Below are 20,773 nucleotides of genomic sequence, written 5' to 3'. Positions count from 1 at the left end.
GCCGGTATGGGGGGTCAAAATTGAGAAAAGTATTAGAGAAATTCAGCTTTCGCAGAGCGATACTCGCTCTTGCAGATGCGTTCATCGTTGTAACCGCATCTCTTATCACAAATTTCGTCCTGTCATTTTCAGGCAGGAGCATAAGCAATTCCGGATTGATAATCAGCTTTATGGTAGGCATTTGTACCTGCTGCGGCTGCCTGTTCATATTCGGAGCGTACAGCAAGCTGTGGCGTTTCTTCAACAGGCGTGACTATTTGTCCTGCTTTTACGGCGTATTCTTCGGATTCGCCGCTTCACTCGCCATAGTATATGTGATCCGCAGGGAAGTGCCCCTGACTTTTATAGGTCTCCACGCGCTCATTACACTGACAGGCGTATGTCTTTTCAGACTGATGTTCAAGAAGACCTTTGTCACTATCAAGAGCATAGGCACAATAGAAAACAGGAAACGTACCATGATAGTCGGCGGCGGTCAGACCTGCCGCATGATACTCACGGAGATCAGGAACGCTCAGAAGTCTCCATTTGATGAGGACAAGATCTCGGCAGCCTACGATCCCGTATGTATCATAGACGACGACAGAAGCAAGATCGGTTCGGAAATAGACGGCGTTACCGTTATGGGAACCACCGGCGAGATAATCAAATTCGTGGATCAGCAGCATATCGAGCAGATAATCTTCGCTATCCCCTCCTGCCTTGAGGAAGAGAGAAAGCGTATCCTCGACATATGCTCCGGAACGAATCTTCCCATAAAGGTGGTACCCTTTATAGGCAACCTTATATTCAACGACTGCAATACTCCTCTCCTCTCACAGATGCATGACATCAGAGTGGAGGATCTTCTCGGACGTGCTCCCATAAAGTTCGACAACGAGGATATCCGCAACTTCATCAGCGGCAAGGTTTGTATGGTAACAGGCGGCGGCGGAAGCATAGGCTCTGAGCTTGTCCGTCAGATAGCCAAATACGACCCCAAGCATATCATAATAGTCGATATCTACGAGAACAATGCCTACGATATACAGCAGGAGCTTGTAATGGAATACGGCGACAGCCTGAAGCTCACGGTGCTCATAGCTTCCGTAAGGGACTACTACCGCATGAACTCCATACTTGACAACTACAAGCCCGATATACTCTTCCACGCGGCTGCTCACAAGCACGTTCCCCTTATGGAAAACTCTCCCATGGAGGCTATCAAGAACAACGTCCTCGGAACCTTCAATGTGGCTTCACTGGCTCATTTCCACAAGGTAAAGAAGTTCGTTATGATATCCACCGACAAGGCGGTAAATCCCACCAATGTTATGGGAGCTTCAAAGCGCTGCTGCGAAATGATAGTACAGTATTTCTCACAGCAGGCAGACAGCTGCACCGAATTCGTGACAACTCGTTTCGGAAACGTCCTCGGCTCAAACGGCTCTGTAATACCTCTCTTCCGCAGACAGATAGAGAGCGGCAAGCCCGTGACCGTTACCCACAGGGACGTTATAAGATATTTTATGACTATCCCGGAGGCTGTAAGCCTTGTTATGGAAGCCGCTGCGATAGCTCACGGCGGCGAGATATTCGTCCTTGATATGGGACAGCCTGTACATATCGTAAAGCTTGCAGAGAACCTTATCCGTATGTACGGAAAGGTCCCCTACAAAGATGTTGAGATCAAGTTCACAGGTCTCCGTCCCGGCGAAAAACTCCGTGAGGAGCTCCTTATGAGCGAGGAAGGACTGAAGCAGACCTCCAACAAGCTCATATTCATCGGAAAGCAGATAGAGCTCAACGGCGATAAATTCATAAAGAAGCTGCGCAGGCTCAGAAACGCTGCGGAGCTCAACCTCAACGCCGAGGCTGTTGAAGCGCTGCACGAGATAGTTCCGACATTTACTACTCCAGAGGAGTTCAACAGAGCGGAGCTTATCAAGGAGCACAAGAATCCGAGAGCTATGACAAGGAACTGAACTGCGTAATAAAGCCCGCAGGATTCCTCTGCCGGCATTTCAGAAATCTTTTATATGTAAAGGGACTGATATTCAGTCCCTTTATTATTTCAGGGAGGAAGAATATGATATACCGTACCCCCGGATACTGCCGGGATTTCCGCTGCATCGCCGGAGACTGCAGGGACAGCTGCTGCAAAGGCTGGGAAATAGACATAGACGACGAGGCTGCCGCGAGATACGCCGCGGCAGCCGGAGAATTCGGAGAAAGGCTCCGCCGGAATATAGAAAACGGCTCCTTCGTACTCACAGAGGACGAGCGCTGCCCCTTCCTCAATGACGGGGGGCTGTGCGATATCTACATAAACCTCGGCAGGGAGAGCCTCTGCCATATATGCTCCGAGCATCCGCGGTATTATGAGTGGTTCGGCAGCGTCAAGGAAGGGGGCACAGGGCTTTGCTGCGAAGCCTCCGCGAAGCTGATACTCTCACAGCCTTTCACGCTCTGCGAGGTGGAGGTCTCCGACGAAGAAGCAGCCGGCGAATACGACGGGGAGCTTTTCAGCCTGCTCCTTGAAGCGCGGACAGCCATGCTCGACGCCGTGAACGCTGAAGAACTTCCGATAGGCAGAGCTCTCGCACAGGTGCTTGATATCGCGGAAGAAGCACAGCAGTACATAGATATCCCGGACGCTCCGCACGGCGCCTGTACGGACATCAGCGAAGCCGAAAAAGAGATATTCCGCTGCTTTTCGGAGCTCGAACCCATAGACAGGGAATGGCTCCCCTATATAAAAAGCTGTGAGGAGAAGCTTCCCTCAGCTCCTCTTCACAGCGAAGAGCATACCCCATATCTTCGCCGTATCGCCGCTTATTTCATATTCCGCTACGTGATGAAGAGCGTCTACGACGGAAATGTCCTCGGATATGCGGCTTTTGCCGCAGTCAGCACTGTTTTCATAAGCTGGCTGTACCGCTGCGGCTCCACAGAGGAAAAGCCCTGCGGCTTTGAGGAATGCGCGGTCATCGCAAAAAACTACTCAAAAGAAACGGAATACTGCGAGGAAAATATGGAAAAGCTCCTCAGGCTGTCGGAAACAGGGACTGTTTTTGATATAAGTACGCTGAAGCTCCTCATTGCGGACTCATTCGGAGAAAATGTGGACAATATCTGAAAAAAACGCCTGAAATACGAAAAATAAGTGAAATTCATTGCAATATCACGCCCATTGTGCTATAATGTATAAGAATTAACGGCTTTTTATGCCGTAAAAACGCGAGAGGGTAATAATTATGTTTGAACGCAAGAAAACCGCAGCCTTTATAGCAGGTCTGCTTGTCTGCGCCTGTACGGCAGCTCCGGCAATGAATGCCTTTGCAGATGAAACAGCCGAGACCACACAGGCGACCGTTTCGGAAGAAACGGCAACAGAGCCTGAGGAAACAGTAAAAGACGATACATATATAAAAAGCGGCGACTTCCTATACTCCATGACTCATGACGGAACTGTCTGCATAGAGGACTGCCAGGCAACAGGCACTGTCATCAGTATCCCGGAAAAGCTCGACGGCATCGCCGTTACAGAGCTTGGAAGCAAAGCTTTCGGCAGCGACCCGGTCAACAATACTTTCACTGAGATATCGCTCCCGGCTTCGATAAACTATATCTCCGACAACAATCCCTTCGTATACTGCACTATGCTGAAGAAGATAAACGTAGCAGCGGACAGCAAGGATTTCTGCTCAGAGGACGGAATACTTTACACAAAAAACAAGGACATGCTCATATGCTATCCGAGCCGTAAAGGCGGTACTTCCTTTACAGTACCTGACAGCGTAAAGGAGCTTGGCACCTCCGCACTCTATGATACAGGACTTGAGGAGGTAAAGTTTCCCTCAGGACTTGAAAAGATAGGCGCCTTCTCTTTTGGAGATCTGATAAAGATGACCTCCCTTGACCTCAGCGGTACAAAGGTCACTGAGATACGCCCCTACGCATTTTCAGGCTGCTCGACCCTGAGCGACGTAAAGCTCCCTGAGGGACTTACCCTCATCGGCGGCGGCTCCTTTTCAGGCTGCAAGCTCCTGAAAAATATAGCATTCCCGTCAACTCTCGTCGGAATAGGTCAGTACGCATTTGTGGATACCGGACTTACTGCCGCTGTGATACCTGATTCCGTATCCGAGATAGGCTACTGCGCTTTCGGATATTATACCAGCGCAAGCGGCAATATCGTTGCTGACGACAGCTTCACCTTAGTCGGAAATCTCAATTCGGCAGCACAGAAATATGCTGTAGACTCTGATTCGGAATACGACTACAAGAACAGCTTCATCTTCCTCACTCCTGAGGAATACCAGCAGGAACAGGATTATCTCAACGTCAAAAGAATAAAATCCGGCGACTTTGAGTACGGCGTGACCGATACCGAGACCGTCCTCACCTGCTGCTACTCGTCTGAGGACGTAATAAATGTTCCCGCAGAGATAGACGGAAAAAAGATAACAAAGATATATCCCAGCTGCTTCAGCGCAACTCAGGCTTCGGAGATAATACTCCCGGATACCATTGAAGAAATAAGGGAAATGTCATTCTATAACTGTCAGAGCCTGAAAAAAATAACACTTCCGGCAAGTGTAAAGACAATAGGTGACAACGCCTTCGATTCATGCACTTCACTTGAGTACGCTGAATTCTGCGGCGCTGAAAAGATCGGCAGTATGGTGTTCCACGAGTGCTCAGCACTAAAGACCTTCAAGGCGGCAGGTACGATACAGGAATGGAACGACGATGAACCCTTCTTCTTCTGCCCTGCCCTTGAGGAGATAGATATAACCGGAAATGACGGCATATATATATCAGAAAACGGCGTAATGTACAGCAAGGACAAAACCTCACTGGTAGCCTATCCCGCAGCCAAGTCGGGCAGCAGCTTCAAAGCTCCGTCAGGCGTGAAGGTGATATGCCAGTCAGCATTTGCGAACAACAAGAACCTTGAAAACATAAAGCTCCCTGATGTGGAAACTGTCAGCACCTACGCATTCGAGGCGTGTGAAAAGCTCTCGCATATAGAATTCTCGGATAAGCTGATATCTCTCGGTCCGGACGCATTATACGACTGCAAGGCTCTGAAAAGCCTTCGTCTGCCGGCTTCACTTACAGATATAGGTCCATGCGCCTTCGGTTACTATCACGACGAGAGCGCCGAGGATCAGGAAAGCTCTGCCTCAGACGCCCTGATCGACGGCTTCACTCTGTATGCGCCGGAGAACTCTCAGGCATATGATTACGCAAAGTCCGCAGGGATCAATGTAGTGACAGGCACTACTATGGTCCTCGGAAAGAATATGTCCTCTTCCTTTGTTTATACCATGGCAGGTATACTCGGAGCTGCTCTTCTTGCGGTAATAGGCATATTTACGGGAAAAGCGGTTAAAAAAGGCAAAGCTGAAAAGGCTGCCGCCGAAAGAAAGGCAAAGTCTGCCGAACTCCGCAGACAACGCAGCGAGGAAACCGCAGCCGATGAAACCAAGGAGGACGACAACATTGAATAAGATATTGAACAGGCTCGCCGCAATCTCAGCGGCGGCTGTGACCGTTATATGCTGTACGCCCTTCAGCGCTTCCGCAGACGAGCTCCAGGGAGCGGAGACTACCCTCTATGACGGCTCATTCTACTATGAACTGAACGAGGATATGACCTATACTATCACAAGATGCTCCGCTACCATAGTCACGGAGGTCCCGTCAATCCGAAACGGTACTGCCATAACAGCTATAGGCGACGGCGCTTTTCAGGGCTGTACAGGAATATCTTCACTTAAAATACCGGATTCGGTAACTGCCATCGCTCCAAACGCTTTCTACGACTGCGCTTCCCTCAGATCGGTAACTCTTCCGAAAAAGCTCACAGCACTGGGAGACCATGCCTTCTTTGGCTGCGTTTCACTTGAAAGCGTTGAGCTCCCCGATACCCTTACAAAAATAGAGCCCTTTACCTTTGCGCTCTGCAGTAATCTTGGGGAGGTAAAGCTTGGCAATAATGTTACCGAGATCGGCGACTCTGCATTCTATCAGTGCGCAGCTATAAGCGAATTCAGGCTGCCTGCGTCACTGCAGTCCATCGGCGACAATGCTATGGGCTGCTGGTTCTCAATAAAGGATATCGACGTTTCCGCAAACACTTTCTTCGTCTATGAGGACGAAATGCTCATGGACAGCAAAAAGAACGATATTATCCGCGCTTCCGTGGATAAGAGCGGAGAGCTTATTATCCCGGAAGGCACTGTGAATATACGCGCCGGCGCTTTCTCGACCTGCGCACAGCTCACATCGCTCCATATCCCATCATCTGTCGAAACTGTCGGCGACGAGGCTTTCAGCTACTGCTCCGGCATAAAAAGCGTGGACTTTTCAGAGGGACTTAAAAGCATAGGCCTCGGCGCTTTCATGTTCGATCAGAATATCATTTCACTGTCTATACCCACTACTGTGGAAAAGATCGACAAGAACGCCTTTGCGTACTGCATGAAGCTCAATAAGGTGATACTCCCTGAGGGTATACTCAGTATAGGCGAGGACGCTTTCTTTGTGTGCGACGAACTGAAACAGGTCAGCATACCAAAAAGCGTAACAGAGATAGGCGACGACGCTTTCGGCATCACTTACGAAAAACCTGACCGCCAGAAGCTCGAAGGCTTCAGACTCAGCGTTTTCTCAGGCTCGGCAGGAGCAAAATACGCTAAGTCCGAAAAAATCGACTATTCCTACATCGACTTCAATATCAAGAAGTTCGCTTTCATAATCTTTATGGTGGGACTTCTTGCCGCCGCGGCAGTTTTCTCAGCCGTTCTGATGAAGCGCGGCAAAAAGACTTCTTCAGCCGGTGCGCGTAAGGCTGCAAAAAAAGCCCATGAACAGGAAGAGGAAAGGAAGTACAAAAAGATAATGGACGACACGCCTGAGGAGACCGAAGAGGGCTCCGAAGAAGATACCGAAGAAAACAGCGAAGCGTAAAGTATAAAAAAAATATGAGCCTGTATTGCTGATAATCAGCGATACAGGCTCTTTTTACTGTAAAGCAGTTCTCACTGCTTTTTTATTATATCGTTCCTGCTGATCTGCTTCCTGTCGATATCCTTCAGGAAAAATCCGGCATTTGCGCCCTCTGATACGGAACTGCGCAACTTACGGAACTGCTCGATACTGACTATTGTCGTCGGAACAGGCTCGGAATTTCCGTGTACTATTACGACATCGTCACCTGTACTGAATACACCGCCTGTAACTGTTCCGACAACGACTGTTCCCCTGCCGGTGATAGTAAAAACTTCGCTTACTACAAATTCTGCGTAGGTACCGTCAGCTACTCCTGACTGTGGAGTATAGTATTCCTCATACTCCCGGAGCTCCTTTTCGTCGTCGGTCATAAAACCTGTATCTGCCGACTTCCGGTTCAGCAGCTTTCCCTTTATCTTGTCCAGTAATCCCATAATGTACACCTCTTTCTGATACAGTTATCGCTTTACTTTGAATGGATATCCCTCTGCTCTACCGCAAGGCGGTCGCAGCGCTCGTTTTCGGGGTGCCCGGCGTGTCCCTTGACCCAGTTGAAGGTAACGTCGTGCTTTTCCAGCAGGGGCAGGAGCCGCTCCCACAGGTCAACATTGAGGGCAGGCTTCTTGTCGGACTTTATCCAGCCCTTTTTCTTCCAGCCGTATACCCAGCCCTTGGTGATACTGTCTACCACGTACTTGCTGTCGGTGGTGAGTATCACCTTACATGGCTCTTTCAGGGCGGAAAGTCCCGTTATAACGCCGAGGAGCTCCATTCTGTTGTTGGTGGTGGCGCTGTCGCCGCCGGAAAGTTCCTTTTCTATACTGCCGAATCGGAGCACCACTCCGTAGCCGCCGGGACCCGGATTGCCGCTGCAGGCGCCGTCTGTGAATATTTCAACTGTTTTGATAGTCATCACCTCTTAAAATAGCCTTTAGCCGAACCCATGAACGGAATTCCAAAGGGACTGTGTTCCTTTGGTCAGGTCAAGTGCTGACAGCCCTTGTGGGGCGTGGGGCAAAGCCCCACAGTTACAAAGCGCACCGCAAGGGTGAATTTCAAAATAGTCCAGTGGACTGTTTTTGAAAGAGGGACGCCCTGCAAGTGAGAGCGTCCCTACAATGGGTAATTTATGTGTTTTCACGGGCGAACGGAACTCGCCCCTACTTACAGCAATTTTAAATACGCATTATACATTACGAATTAATAAGCCTTGCCCCAGTATACCATGCACTTTGCTGGCTTGCCGCAGCATACGCACTTGTCGCTGAGCTGCTCCTGATCGAAGGGGATACATCTTGAGCCCACACCGGTCTTTTCCTTGACCTCGTCCTCGCAGGCTTCCTCGCCGCACCACATTGCCTTGATGAAGCCATCGCCCTTTTCGAGAGCCTTGTTTATCTCCTCGATAGTTGTGCAGGAGTATGTCCTGTTTGCGCGGTTCTCGGCAGCCTTTGCGAACATACCCTCCGGTATCTCCCTTTCGAGAAGAGCCTTTACGTATAACGCAAGATCGCCAAGTGCCACGGTCTTCTTATCGCCGCTGTAGCGTATTGCGACTATGCACTGATTTTCCTCTATATCACGGGGACCTATCTCGATACGTACAGGTACGCCCTTCATTTCGTATTCCGAGAACTTCCAGCCCGGTGAGTTCTCGCTGTCGTCAAGCTTTACTCTTATGCCTGCGGCTTTCAGCTCGTTGAGAAGCTCGTTTGCCTTGTCGAGAACGCCCTCCTTGTGCTGTGCGATAGGCACGATAACTGCCTGTATCGGAGCTACGGCAGGGGGAAGAACAAGTCCGCTGTTGTCGCCGTGAGTCATGATGACTGCGCCGATAAGACGGGTAGTAACGCCCCAGCTTGTCTGGTGGGGATTAACTCTCTTGTTTTCCTTGTCGGTATACTCAATGCCGAATGCCTTTGCAAAGCCGTCGCCGAAATAATGTGAGGTACCTGCCTGCAAAGCCTTGCCGTCGTGCATGAGAGCCTCGATAGCGTAGGTAGAGACAGCTCCGGCGAACTTGTCGCTCTCTGTCTTCTTGCCCTTGATAACAGGCATAGCAAGGGACTTCTCGCAGAAATCAGCATATACATTGAGCATACGCTCTGTTTCCTCTATAGCCTCCTCAGCTGTTGCGTGTATTGTATGACCTTCCTGCCAGAGAAACTCTCTTGAACGGAGGAAAGGACGTGTGGTCTTTTCCCAGCGAACAACGCTTACCCACTGATTGTAGAGCTTGGGCAGGTCGCGGTAGGAATGAACTATATTAGCGTAGTGCTCGCAGAAAAGAGTCTCAGATGTAGGACGTACACAGAGCCTGTCCTCCAGCTTCTCGTTTCCGCCGTGAGTTACCCATGCCACCTCAGGCGCAAAGCCCTCAACGTGATCCTTTTCCTTCTGGAGAAGGCTCTCCGGGATAAACATCGGCATACAAACATTCTCATGCCCCAGTCTCTTGAATTCGGTATCAAGGATATGCTGCATATTTTCCCATATCGCATAGCCGTAGGGACGTATTACCATACAGCCCTTTACGCTTGTATATTCTATAAGCTCTGCCTTTTTGCAGATGTCGGTATACCACTGAGCAAAATCCTCGTCCATCGAGGTTATCTCGGATACCAGCTTTTTATCTTTTGCCATAGGTTATGACCTCTTTCTGAAATATTTAAATAGGTATTATAATTATATCATTTCCCCGCTGTGTTGTCAATGCGTCATATACGCATGAAAAGATATATGAGAACTACTGCCGCAACGATCATACCAATGATCAGGAACGCGGCTAATCCTACCTTTTTGCCAGTGCTCACATACTCGTCATACTGGCTGTTCTTCAGGCGCATTATAAGAACAATGATAAGAAGTATGTTGAATATGCCCACCGCAAGCCACATGATGCTGAGGCGTGTGCTTGTCAGGTCTATGTACATACTTGTCTGGAACTTGTTCATTGCCATGGGATTGTCAAGACGGAAGTTGTTCTCCACCTTGCTGTTTGATTTCTTTACCTTGCCCCTTATCGTCTTATTTTTGAAATTCTTGTACTCACCGTCGAAGTTGTCTCCGAAATCCTTGGGAGCGCGTACAATAAGCGCCCTTTCCTCGTCTTCTGAAAGGATCATAAAATAATAATCGCTTCCCATAGGTATAAAATTGACCCTGTTCTCTATCCTCAGGTTATAGTGATTGCTGCCGTAAGGCGGTATGCCGCTTACCATCTCTCCGCCGTCCAGCCCGGAGGTGAACGCCTCGTCAAGTGTCACTTTCTCTCCTGTAAGGCCGGATATACCGTATCCTATACAGAACAGCGTAAGAATTACAAATATTAAAATACCCCAGACGGGTGATACTTTTCTTTGATTCATATAAACCTCTCCTAAAAGTTATTCTTCAGTTTCCTCTGCTTTTTCAACTGCCGGCTTTGTCACGCGACAGACCTCTATACGGTGATGCTTCACCTCGGTTATGTCTATATGAAGCCCTCCGGCGTCAAGGGAAAGCTGTGAACCGTCCTTTGGTATCTCTCCCAGCTCCGCTATGACATATCCGCCGAAGGTCTCGTACTTATCGGCAGGAAGAACCACGTCAAGCTCCTCGCAGACATCACTGAGAGAGCAGATACCGGGAACTGTCCATGTGTTGTCCCCTGTCTTTTCAAGTCTTACCGCAGGCTCGTCCTCAGGATCGTCGGCAAAGTCGCCCACAAGCTCCTCAACGAGATCGGTAATAGTGATGATACCGCTCATTCCGCCGTATTCGTCAACTACGATAGCGAAATGGTCGGCTCCGCGCTGCTTCATCTGGTCAAAAAGGCGGTCAGCCTTCATATTCTCGTGTACGAAACAGGGCTCATGTACTGCTGAAGCCATGATATTATCACGGCTCTTGTCGTCAAGGCGGAAGTAGTCCTTGGCGTTCAGGACACCGATGACGTTGTCCACGCTCTCTCCGCATATAGGGAAGGAGGAGTGCCTTGTGCGGTGGATTGTCTCCTCCCACACGCTTGTATCATCATCGCTCCACAGCACGTCAACGTCAGTCCTGTGAGTGCAGACCTGCTCCACTGTGGTATCGTCAAACGCAAACACGTTCTTTATTATGCGGTTCTCGTCCTCGTCGATGGTACCCTTTTCGGCACCTGCGTCGGACATCATGAGTATCTCTTCCTCTGTAACGGTATCGTCCTCGCTGTCAGGGTCTATGCCCATAAGCCTGAGTATGCCGTTTGAGGAGATATTGAGAAGCCATACCATAGGCGCAAAGAGCCTTGACACAAAGGTTATCATGCCGCTCGTCGCAAGAGCTATCTTTTCGGGATCCTTCATTGCAAGGCGCTTTGGTACGAGCTCGCCGAACACAAGAGTAAAGAAGGAAAGCACCAGTGTTATGAGAACTACCGATACCTTCTTTATCGCTGCCGCCGGTATGCCTGTGCCTGTTTTCACAAGCGCAGATGTGAGCAATTCCGAAAAGCTGTCGGCTGCAAAGGCGGCTCCTATAAAGCCTGCCAGTGTGATAGCCACCTGTATGGTGGCAAGGAAGCGTGTAGGCTTGTCGGTGAGCTTTTTGAGCCTTACGGCTTTTTTGTTGCCGCTTGCAGCAAGCTTTTCAAGGCGGACGTCACTTGTGGAAATGACTGCCACCTCGGTACACGCAAAGAGCGCATTCAGCGCTATAAGTATAATCTGCAGAATTATCTGCCCTATCATTATTCATATCCTCCGTAAAAATATAATTATTTCTTTTTGTCTGTTAAACCTCATTAAAGGCACAGCCTAACACAAGCGATAATGCAGACCATGCCTTGATATCTTATATTCAACGAAGAACCTTGTATTATCAGGATTACTGCCGTCAGGGGCACCGTCCATTGTGTTTTTCATCTCCTTTTTGGTATAGTATTTTTATTATAGCGTATTATTATATTTTTGTCAAGTAAGGCAGCTTTTTTGTGCTTTCTGCAAAAGAAAGAGCTGCACATTTATGTGCAGCTCTTTATCTTTCATTGTATGGGAATATACTTATTCCACGGTTTTAAGGGTTATTTCTCCTGATTCGCATACTATCTCGCCGAGCTTTTCACACGGTTCCAGATCCATGAACACAAATGTAAACGCTGATCCCGGAACTGCCGCAGCAATGTATAATCCCAGCTTTCCGTCATCTGTACCGAATACCATTTCACTTTCCGTATTGAAAAAATCAAAGTATGTGATACTTTCCGCAGCGGGATCAAAATACCCTGCTTTGGAGCGATCCGGTGTGGAACGGTTTGCTCCGGGGCCGCGTGAATACGTAAAGTAAAGCTCTGCCGCACCGTCGCCGTTAATATCCGCAACAGCAAATGCTGTCACTCCTAAACCTCCGCCGTGATCGCCAAGCACGTACAGCCTGTCGTTGTATACAAGATAGGTCTCACCGGTATAATCACTGCTCTGCTTGAATACCTCAAATCCGTATTTTTCCGTTATTTCGGACGGCATTACATTATAGACGCAATCTTCATCATCACTGTTGCCTCCGAACTTGTTGAGGAAAAGCAGCACATTCTCCTTTGAAGGACTCAAAAGAAATGTGTCGGGCTCGATCAGAAAAAACTCTTTATCTTGCCGAGGAGATATTCCTGTATGCAGAGAGCGTCGTTTGTTGTAAGTCCCTCGCTCTCCTTGTCAACGTCAGCGTTCACCTTGCCCTGTACTGTGATGTGGTGCTCGTCTGTACCGTTGACATCGTACTTGTTGGGGTTTGCAAGGCACTGCATGATGAGAACTGCGTCGCCCATATCTACCTGACCGTCAACATTTGCGTCGCCTGCCAGTGTTACCGGAAGCTCGCCTGTTACTGTAGTGGTCGTGGTAGTATTTGTATCAGTTGATGTGGTAGTTGAAGTTGTGGTCTCCGAGGTAGTAGTTGTTGTTGTCTCGGAGGTAGTTGTTACAGTCGTTGTGGTAGTTGTAGCTGCTGTGCTGCCGCCTGCTATAGTAGTTCTTACAGGGTCGGAAGCTGTCTTGCCGTCAACAATGGACTTGAACGCAGGCTTAGCCATATATTCCTTGTCGAATATGAGGGGGTTCTGTGAAGCTCTCCAGCTCTTGTGGTCTGTGATTCCCCAGAATACTACTGCGGAGATCTTATCGCTGTACTTCTCGTAAAGGTCAAAAAGTCCCTTGTAGTACTTAGCCTGTACATCGTAATACTTGTCGTCAGAGTGCTCCTGTACTGTAGCGTCGAGCTCTGTGATCTGAACATCGAGACCGAGGCTTGTGTACTTCTTGAGTGCGCTCTCGTACATACTGAGTGACGGGAATGCTGCGTCAAGGCTCTGTCTTACATCAAGGTGAGACTGCATACCGATACCGTCGATATTGCCTGCTTCCTTGATCCTCTCAGCCATTTCGCATACAGCGCTGAGCTTGCCTGTCATATACTCGTTATAGTCGTTGTAGTAGAGCTTGCAGCCCTCAGGAGCATACTTCCTTGCGTACTCAAATGCGTAGTCGATGAAGGAGTTGTCGCCGAATACAGCTACCCAGTCAGAAGCGGCGTAGTTGTTTGACTGACCGCAGTGACCTGCCTCACGGGGCTTTCCGTCATCTGTCCATGCCTCGTTAACAACGTCGCAGGCATAGAAGTTTACATCGGGATAGAGCTCTTTAAGTGTAGTGAAGTAGCTCTTGATATAGTTTTCCATACGCTTCTTCATCTTGTCGGGAGAAACGTAATCCTTCTTCTCGTCGTAGTCCTCCTTGAAGAACCACTCAGGTGTCTGGCTGTGCCATACAAGTGTATGAACTCTTACGGGGATACCGTACTTTCTTGCGTAGTTGAGAACAGGCTTTGCCTGTGAGAAGCTTATCTGCGGAGTCACGTCGTCCCCTGTCTCCTCAAAGTATTCAAGGGTCTTGGTCTTGTTGAGGACGTAGTCGGGCTTCATCTGGTTGCCGACTGTGATGCTCTCGCCGAAGTGCTTCTGGAGAAGGTCCATAAAGGGCTGTGAGGACATATCCTCAGGAGAAAGGGCAGTACCTATCTTGAACTTGTCCTTGTATATCTCGCTGAGTGAGGGAAGATCGCTCTCGATCTCAACACGGGGAGCCTCTGTGATCTTTACATCGTCGATGTAAATAGACTCCTGTCCGCCCTCGAAGTATACGTATACTCCTTCCATACCCTCAGAATAGCTTATGGGAACATTCTTTACCTCTGCCCAGCTGTTTCCGCCGCCGCTGGTAGCCTGAATGTTCTGCCTGAGGTTGGAGTAAGAGGTATCTCCGTCAACGCTGAACTGGAAGCTGAGGGTAGTATTTGTGTACCACTGTCCTCTTACCGAGCAGGAGAAGTAGTACTGTGTATCGGGTTCGAGGAAGCCGTCCATGCGGAATGCAGGTCCGTGCCATGTGTCGCCTCTCTCTGTAGCGGCAAGTCCGCTGTCGCCGCTCTTTGCAGCGTCCGCAGAGATGGAGAGAACTGTCTTGTCATCGCCGCCTCTGTTTGACCAGTGTTCGAGATCAGCCTCGCTCTCGAATCCGCATTCGTAAACTACCTTGCCCTCTGATGATGCAGCAGTTTTGTTGTTTGTAAGCTGTAAGCCTGCGGGTGCTACCGCATTAACAGCCGAAGCTGGAGCTGAAAGCGTCATTGCTGCACCCATAACGCCTGCTACGAGCTTCTTGAAGTTTTTTCCTCTCATAGTTAATTCCTCCAAAAAAATAAATTTTTGTGTTTATATTGTAACACGATTATGCATATATGTCAATGCGGACAGCCCCCATACAGCAATAAATGGTTAGCTTCAACATATTATTTGCGAAAAAATGGTCAGTTTAAACAAAAACGGTCATTTGTTTTCCGGAGCTTCGGGGCTCATGTTTTCAAGGGCGTATTCGCAGCACTGGACCACAAGTCCCTCAAATTTTATTGTTGTTTGACGTACTGATGCAAACATCAGCCCTTACACGATTTAATTGATACATCATGTTTTTATAAAATGGCATACACGGGCTGTCGAAAACGCCAGCCCCTACAGGCTAACAAAATGCACACAATTTCATTAAACATCGCCGCTTTTTTCTACTTTACAAAACTGAAACGAAACATGAGAAAGAGAGAGAACAAGAGTACAAGTGAGAGATTTAAAGAGAAAACAGAGTATATATTAAAAAAATCCGCAAAAACCTCTTGACAGACAGACTCCCATAGTGTATAATAATTCTTGCACTGCGGCGGAACAGGCGATTTTTTCGGGAAGCAAGAGGCAGGTCCTTTCGCTTCTGACAGAGGCTCTGCCTCTTGTTTCCGGCTTCGCTTTCCGTCCGAAATTTATTACAGGAGGAAAATATTATGTCAACTACACTGGCAAAACCCGCAGAAGTAAGCCGTACTTGGTATATCCTCGACGCTGAGGGACAGTCTCTCGGTCGTGTTGCTGCTAAGGCTGCTCACATTCTCAGAGGTAAACACAAGCCCACTTTCACTCCCAACGTAGACTGCGGAGATCACGTTATCGTTATCAACTGCGCTAAGGCTGTTCTCACAGGCAGAAAGCTTGAGCAGAAGAAGTATTACTGGCACACAGGCTGGATCGGCGGTCTCAAGTCCATTTCCTATAAGGATATGATGGCTCAGCAGGCTGACAGAGCTATGATGATCGCTGTCAACGGTATGCTCCCCAACAACAGCCTCGGCAGAGCTCAGCTCAAGAGACTCAGGACTTACAAGGACGCTAATCACAAGCAGGAGGCTCAGAAGCCTGTTGCTTACGAGCTTTAATAGGAGGTGCTTTTAAATGTACGAATCAAAGGTTAAATACTACTACGGCACAGGCAGAAGAAAGCACTCCGTAGCAAGAGTAAGAATCTATCCCGGTTCAGGCAATGTTACTATCAACGGCAGAGGCATCGACGATTACTTCGGTCTTGAGACTCTCAAGCTCATCGTTCGTCAGCCCCTCGCTCTTACTGACAATATCGAGAAGTTCGATATCATCTGCACTGTTGCAGGCGGCGGCGTTACAGGTCAGGCTGGCGCTATCAGACACGGTGTTTCAAGAGCTCTTCTCGAATTCGATCCTGAGCTCCGTCCTACACTCAAGAAGGCTGGATTCCTCACTCGTGACCCAAGAATGAAAGAGAGAAAGAAGTACGGTCTCAAGGCTGCACGTCGCGCTCCTCAGTTCAGCAAGAGATAATTTTATCCCTATTGGGAGTTTATCCAAAATATCAAGTACCTTTGCTATGCAGAGGTACTTTTTTTATATGCAGAAGGCGCAGGAGTGTTCCCTCGCTTCTTTTTCAAGCGACACTTTCTGTTCTGCCCGATTGAACAAAAAATCACATATTTTTTATACATATTTAACATCAATATACTTGCCGTAAAAACATATATCATTAATCCTTTAAGAATATGAACCATATAATAATAATATCATTATAATAATAAAATCTGTAGTTCCCATAATATAGCAATTTATATTTCTGATTTGCTGTACTTTTACTGCTCATTCGTAAATGTTAACGTAATGTTAACAAAATAATCCACCTTTTATTCGTTTTTTCGGTTGAAAAAATATACCTAAAAGGTGTATAATTTTTATATAACAAAGAGGAATTATTTTAGCTTTAAGTTCAAAAATCCTGCTTTCGATATCAGGGGAAGGTCAGAGATATCACTCCGTGCCTTTTTCGGAAGTATCAGGACATCAATGCTCAATGCGATCCGAGGTGATTCAAAAATGAATTCAGAAGCTATTTTCAGTGCCGCTCATTCAACAGCCATAAGAATACTCGAATCAGGTGCGTTCGTATCTTCCGATGATACTGTTTGCTCCATCGAATCTGCTTCCGGCAGGATCTACACCGGCATAAGCCGCGCCGACATAACCGGTATTATACACGCAGAAATTGACGCAGTAAGGAATATGCAGGCTGCAGGTGAGAATATCATCAGCGCCTTGCTCCTCATAAGCACGCAGAGCAGATCGCCTCTGCTTCCTTGCAACAGCTGCATAGGCTATATCCTTTCACTCGATCCGGCAAATGTGAACTGTATGATACTTATGCAGGACAGACCGATAAGCATAAACGAAGTCGGTATATTTGCCGCACCAATAGAAGCCGGTCCCGAACCTCAGAATCTTGGTACTCTTTCGCAGTCACAGTACTTGCAGTATATTTCCAACGCTTCGGCAGCACCTATAAAAACTGCTGCCTCTGCGGAACAAGAAGAAGCCGCAAAAAAGCCTCTGAATTCCGTGAGCACCGCAGAAATACTCGAAGTCTCGGCAGAAGTCGAGGCAAACAACCAGAGCTCCAACGGCAGTATCCTGAAAGACAAGGTAAAGGACTTTCTTAAAGCAGCTGACGACGATACGGACGATTTCCTGAACAGTCTTCCGCAGACGACGAAAAAAAAATTCGGCTTTTTCAGAAAATAAGCTTAGGATAAGGGAGGTATTACGTCATTATGAATGATTCAAAAAAGATATCGACTGTAAGTATCGTTCTTATAATCGAGCTTATTATTATGATAATGCTTTCTCTTGTTGTAACAAAGACCATAAGCTCCACTACCCGGAAAAGCTCAATGGATAATATGCAGACAATAACCAAAGAACGCGCTCATATAATCCAGACCTACGTTGAAAATTCGGAAAATATCCTGCTATATTACAGCAAAGCGGAACAGATCACCAATCTTCTTAACGATCCCACTGACAGAGATCTTCAGGCTAAGGCTCAGGCTTATACCGAAAGCTACTCAAAGGATATATCTAATCTCGAAGGCTTATATGTCAGCGAGTGGAATACTCACGTTCTTGCGCATACAGACGCCGATGTAGTCGGACTTGTGACACGTAAGGACGCCGAGCCGCTGAAACAGCTCCAGGACGCCATGCTTGAAGCGGGCAGCGGTGTATACAACACAGGTATAATCATGTCTCCTGCCAGCGGAAATCAGATCGTTTCGATGTACAAGGCAGTTTATAACGAAGCCGGCGAGCCTATAGGACTTGTGGGGCTCGGAATATACACAGACAAGCTTGTAAACACACTCAACGACCTCAGCATCAACGGCATTGAAGACGACTTTTACACAATGGTCAACGTCAATGACACAAAGTATATCTTCAACAACAAACCCGAACTGATCGGGCAAGCTACCGAAAACGCAACTATCAGACAGATATGTAAAATGCTCAGCAACGGCAAAGGCAGCCAGGAGGGCAGCTTTGATTACAAGGTAAACGGCAAGTCATACATTTCGACCTATGCCTATATGCCTAAGTATAACTGGCTTCTGATGCTTGACGACACCAAGAAGGAGATATACTCCCTCACAAACCTAATGCGCCTCTACATGGCAATATTCGGAATCGCGATACTCGGTCTCATCATACTCTTCAGCTTCATAAACAAGAAACAGGAAAAGATGAACCAGAAACTCGCTTCCACAATAGTAAAGAGCAACAAGACAAAGGAATCCCTCTATGCCGCAATGTTCAGGGACGTCCTTACAGACGTGAGAAACCGCGTTGCCTTCTCTATTGACTTCGATGAAGCCAAATCCACGGAAGAATTCCCGTACTACTTCATCATGTTCAATATCTCAAACTTCAGCGACATCAATTCCCGCTACGGAAACGATACCGGCGACTGGCTGCTTGTAAGAACTGTGGATATACTCAGACAGGTATTCAAGAACAGCAGGATATACCGTACCGGAGCTGATGAATTTGTAGTAACGACACAGGTGAACAGCGCTGAAAAGCAGACAGCTGCTGTCATCGAAGACGCTCAGGACGCTTACGAGAGACTTACCTCTCCTCAGCAGACTCCTTCAATGGGAAAGGTAAACTTCGGATACAGAGCAGCTGTGGCAAAGAAAATAGGCCCTATAAATACTTCTGTCATAACCGTTCTGAAGGCTATGCTGAACAAGGATCCCGAATCCCAGTTCGGACGCATAAATTTCACAGACCTCGGTTCGGGATAATATGACTGTATTTCAATAAGTTCAGCCCCTGGGCCCCATTCAGGACTCAGGGGCTTTAACTTGACGAAAGGCTATTCCCATGCTATAATGTATAAAAAGTACAAACCATTTTTACACACGAAAGGCTGATAGTATGTTCTGGAAAAATACAAACATACAACTTCAAAAAGGCGATGTTTTCCCGGATACGGGGATAGTGCGCCCTTTTGCAGCTTTAGTCAGTTAAAGCGTAACTGCTTCTTCAGTCTGTAAAAATAACGATTTACCGCGCATTATCTCCTTAACTGCTTTAAAATTCAGTTTAAGGAGATTTTTTATGTTAAATATCAGAAAACAGCTTTCAAGGCTGTATTTATCATCAATAATCAGCAACTTAACTATTACCGGAGCATGGCTCGCAATACTTGCCTCACGGGGATTCAGCCTTGTGGAAATAGGTATTACCGAGACCATATTCCATATAGTCAGTATTATTTTCGAGATACCCTCAGGAGTTATGGCAGACGTCTTCGGCAGAAAGAAAATGCTTATAGTCAGCAATATCATGCTCACTATATCAACTGTCACAATGATAATGTCCAACAGCTTTTTCATGGTCTGCCTGTCAATTTCGTTCAACGCCCTGTCCTATAATTTCTCTTCCGGCACAGGCGACGCTCTTGCCTACGACTCAATGAAAAAGGGACGAATCGCGGGAAAATTTGAGAAATACGAGTCCAATCAGCTGATAATATACAGGGTATTCAGCGGAATATCCACCCTGTGCGCAGGCTTTGCCCTTGCTATCGGCTACAGGCTCGCATACGCAACAGACCTTATCGCCTGCGCCGCGCAGTTCTTCATTCTTTCGACGCTTACGGAAGTGAACCTGAAAGAGACACGCCATAACAAAAGCACCCTCGCAAAGATACGCGACTGCTTCAGGGAAAGCTTCCTGTTCCTGAAAGACGCGCGAAAGGCAATGGGACTAATGCTCTGCAATTCCTTTGTGGGAGCTGTGGATATACTGCTGCTCTTCTTCCTGCAGGCGAAGCTGACGGAAAAAGGCATACCGAACCGGTGGCTGGGTCCTGCACTGCTGTTTATGGAACTCGGAGGAGTCGTGGGCTCAAAGCTGATACTCAAATTGCCTAAGCTTAGCTATAAGACAGTTTTCGCATTTACAGCAGCTCTTGTTCTTGCCGGTATAGGTCTGGAACACGCCGAAAGCTGCCTGATAATGGCAATGGGAGGATTCATTGCAGCAGTCGGTGACGATGCGCTGCAAGTAAGGACAAATGCAAAGCTGCAAAAGATGTTCCCCTCCGGGCAGCGGGCAACTCTCACTTCTGTGGAATCCCTGAGCTTTTCGCTGATAATGATAGTTCTGTCTCCGCTGGCGGGATATCTTTTACCCGCTGGTAATAACAAAAGAGCCTTGTCCGATGGGCAAGGCTCTTTTCTTACAAAATAAAAAGGACCGCTATTGCAGTCCTTTGTTAAATGTCGGCACTGATTTAGTTTCCCAGGCCGTCACCAGCCAAGTATCGTCAACGCGAATGAGCTTAACTTCCGTGTTCGGAATGGGAACGGGTGTGACCTCATTGCCATAAGCACCGACTAAAATGAAGTTTTGAAGGAATAAAGCGTAATGCGAGGCGTGAACTGAATGAAGTAAAAAGGAAAAGCCCTCGACCGATTAGTACTCGCAAGCTGAACGTGTCACCACGCTTACACTTTGAGCCTATCAAACTCATAGTCTATGAGAGGTCTTACTCTTACGAAGGGATATCTTATC

The 20,773-nt window shown here is 47.7% G+C and carries 16 protein-coding genes and 2 rRNA genes; 9 read left to right on the top strand and 9 right to left on the bottom strand.

Features of this window, described 5'->3' with window-relative positions; translation table 11 throughout:
• The first annotated feature begins 20 nt into the window (after positions 1–20).
• The 4 genes from QZZ36_RS11025 (at position 21) to QZZ36_RS11010 (ending at position 6,960) form a co-directional block, all read left to right on the top strand.
• Positions 21–1,964, top strand: a complete 1,944-nt coding sequence (locus QZZ36_RS11025) for a nucleoside-diphosphate sugar epimerase/dehydratase (protein WP_295081414.1) — start codon at positions 21–23, stop codon at positions 1,962–1,964.
• 104 nt (positions 1,965–2,068) lie between these two features.
• Positions 2,069–3,118 (top strand): flagellin lysine-N-methylase, encoded by a 1,050-nt coding sequence (fliB, locus tag QZZ36_RS11020; RefSeq protein ID WP_295081412.1) that lies wholly within the window; start codon positions 2,069–2,071, stop codon positions 3,116–3,118.
• A 118-nt stretch (positions 3,119–3,236) separates the two neighbouring features.
• Positions 3,237–5,498: a leucine-rich repeat domain-containing protein gene (locus tag QZZ36_RS11015; RefSeq protein WP_295081410.1), complete on the top strand. Its 2,262-nt coding sequence runs from the start codon at positions 3,237–3,239 to the stop codon at positions 5,496–5,498.
• Entirely contained in the window at positions 5,491–6,960 is a 1,470-nt protein-coding gene (locus QZZ36_RS11010) for a leucine-rich repeat domain-containing protein (RefSeq protein WP_295081408.1), read from the top strand. The genes QZZ36_RS11015 and QZZ36_RS11010 overlap by 8 nt, the downstream gene beginning before the upstream one ends.
• A 71-nt stretch (positions 6,961–7,031) precedes the next feature.
• On the opposite strand, the gene QZZ36_RS11005 is transcribed toward QZZ36_RS11010, so the two are convergent.
• The 7 genes from QZZ36_RS11005 to QZZ36_RS10975 all read right to left on the bottom strand — a co-directional run bounded on the left by QZZ36_RS11005 (position 7,032) and on the right by QZZ36_RS10975 (position 14,695).
• Positions 7,032–7,436, bottom strand: a complete 405-nt coding sequence (locus tag QZZ36_RS11005; protein WP_295081406.1) for an EF-Tu/IF-2/RF-3 family GTPase — start codon at positions 7,434–7,436, stop codon at positions 7,032–7,034.
• Between the two features lie 32 nt (positions 7,437–7,468).
• On the bottom strand, positions 7,469–7,915 hold the full coding sequence (gene rnhA, locus QZZ36_RS11000) for a ribonuclease HI (protein ID WP_295081404.1): 447 nt from the start codon (positions 7,913–7,915) through the stop codon (positions 7,469–7,471).
• A 287-nt stretch (positions 7,916–8,202) separates the two neighbouring features.
• The gene (gene proS / locus QZZ36_RS10995) at positions 8,203–9,645 is read right to left on the bottom strand and encodes a proline--tRNA ligase (protein WP_295081402.1); all 1,443 of its coding nucleotides are present in this window, start codon (positions 9,643–9,645) and stop codon (positions 8,203–8,205) included.
• Positions 9,646–9,719: 74 nt separating this feature from the next.
• Positions 9,720–10,370: a hypothetical protein gene (locus QZZ36_RS10990; protein ID WP_295081400.1), complete on the bottom strand. Its 651-nt coding sequence runs from the start codon at positions 10,368–10,370 to the stop codon at positions 9,720–9,722.
• Between the two features lie 18 nt (positions 10,371–10,388).
• Entirely contained in the window at positions 10,389–11,714 is a 1,326-nt protein-coding gene (locus tag QZZ36_RS10985; protein ID WP_295081398.1) for a hemolysin family protein, read from the bottom strand.
• 312 nt (positions 11,715–12,026) lie between these two features.
• Complete coding sequence (locus QZZ36_RS10980; RefSeq protein WP_295081396.1) at positions 12,027–12,572, bottom strand: hypothetical protein; 546 nt, start codon at positions 12,570–12,572, stop codon at positions 12,027–12,029.
• A 20-nt stretch (positions 12,573–12,592) separates the two neighbouring features.
• Positions 12,593–14,695 (bottom strand): endo-1,4-beta-xylanase, encoded by a 2,103-nt coding sequence (locus tag QZZ36_RS10975; protein WP_295081394.1) that lies wholly within the window; start codon positions 14,693–14,695, stop codon positions 12,593–12,595.
• Between the two features lie 650 nt (positions 14,696–15,345).
• On the opposite strand from QZZ36_RS10975, the gene rplM reads away from it, so the two are divergent.
• The 5 genes from rplM (at position 15,346) to QZZ36_RS10950 (ending at position 20,449) form a co-directional block, all read left to right on the top strand.
• Positions 15,346–15,774, top strand: coding sequence for a 50S ribosomal protein L13 (rplM, locus tag QZZ36_RS10970; RefSeq protein ID WP_295081391.1), 429 nt, complete (start codon positions 15,346–15,348; stop codon positions 15,772–15,774).
• A 16-nt stretch (positions 15,775–15,790) separates the two neighbouring features.
• A complete protein-coding gene (gene rpsI, locus QZZ36_RS10965) occupies positions 15,791–16,192 on the top strand; it encodes a 30S ribosomal protein S9 (protein WP_295081389.1) in 402 nt (133 codons plus the stop codon).
• A 543-nt stretch (positions 16,193–16,735) separates the two neighbouring features.
• Positions 16,736–17,437, top strand: coding sequence for a hypothetical protein (locus tag QZZ36_RS10960; RefSeq protein ID WP_295081387.1), 702 nt, complete (start codon positions 16,736–16,738; stop codon positions 17,435–17,437).
• A 29-nt stretch (positions 17,438–17,466) separates the two neighbouring features.
• Positions 17,467–18,996: a diguanylate cyclase gene (locus QZZ36_RS10955; RefSeq protein WP_295081385.1), complete on the top strand. Its 1,530-nt coding sequence runs from the start codon at positions 17,467–17,469 to the stop codon at positions 18,994–18,996.
• A 316-nt stretch (positions 18,997–19,312) separates the two neighbouring features.
• Positions 19,313–20,449, top strand: a complete 1,137-nt coding sequence (locus tag QZZ36_RS10950) for an MFS transporter (protein ID WP_295081383.1) — start codon at positions 19,313–19,315, stop codon at positions 20,447–20,449.
• 30 nt (positions 20,450–20,479) lie between these two features.
• On the opposite strand, the gene rrf is transcribed toward QZZ36_RS10950, so the two are convergent.
• Positions 20,480–20,596, bottom strand: a 5S ribosomal RNA gene (gene rrf / locus QZZ36_RS10945).
• Between the two features lie 57 nt (positions 20,597–20,653).
• Positions 20,654–20,773 (bottom strand): 23S ribosomal RNA (locus QZZ36_RS10940); the annotation flags it as partial.

It is taken from the genome of Ruminococcus sp. (assembly GCF_016287535.1).
In the GTDB taxonomy this organism is placed as follows: Bacteria; Bacillota; Clostridia; order Oscillospirales; family Ruminococcaceae; genus Ruminococcus.
This window is presented reverse-complemented; position numbering and strand designations above follow the sequence as displayed.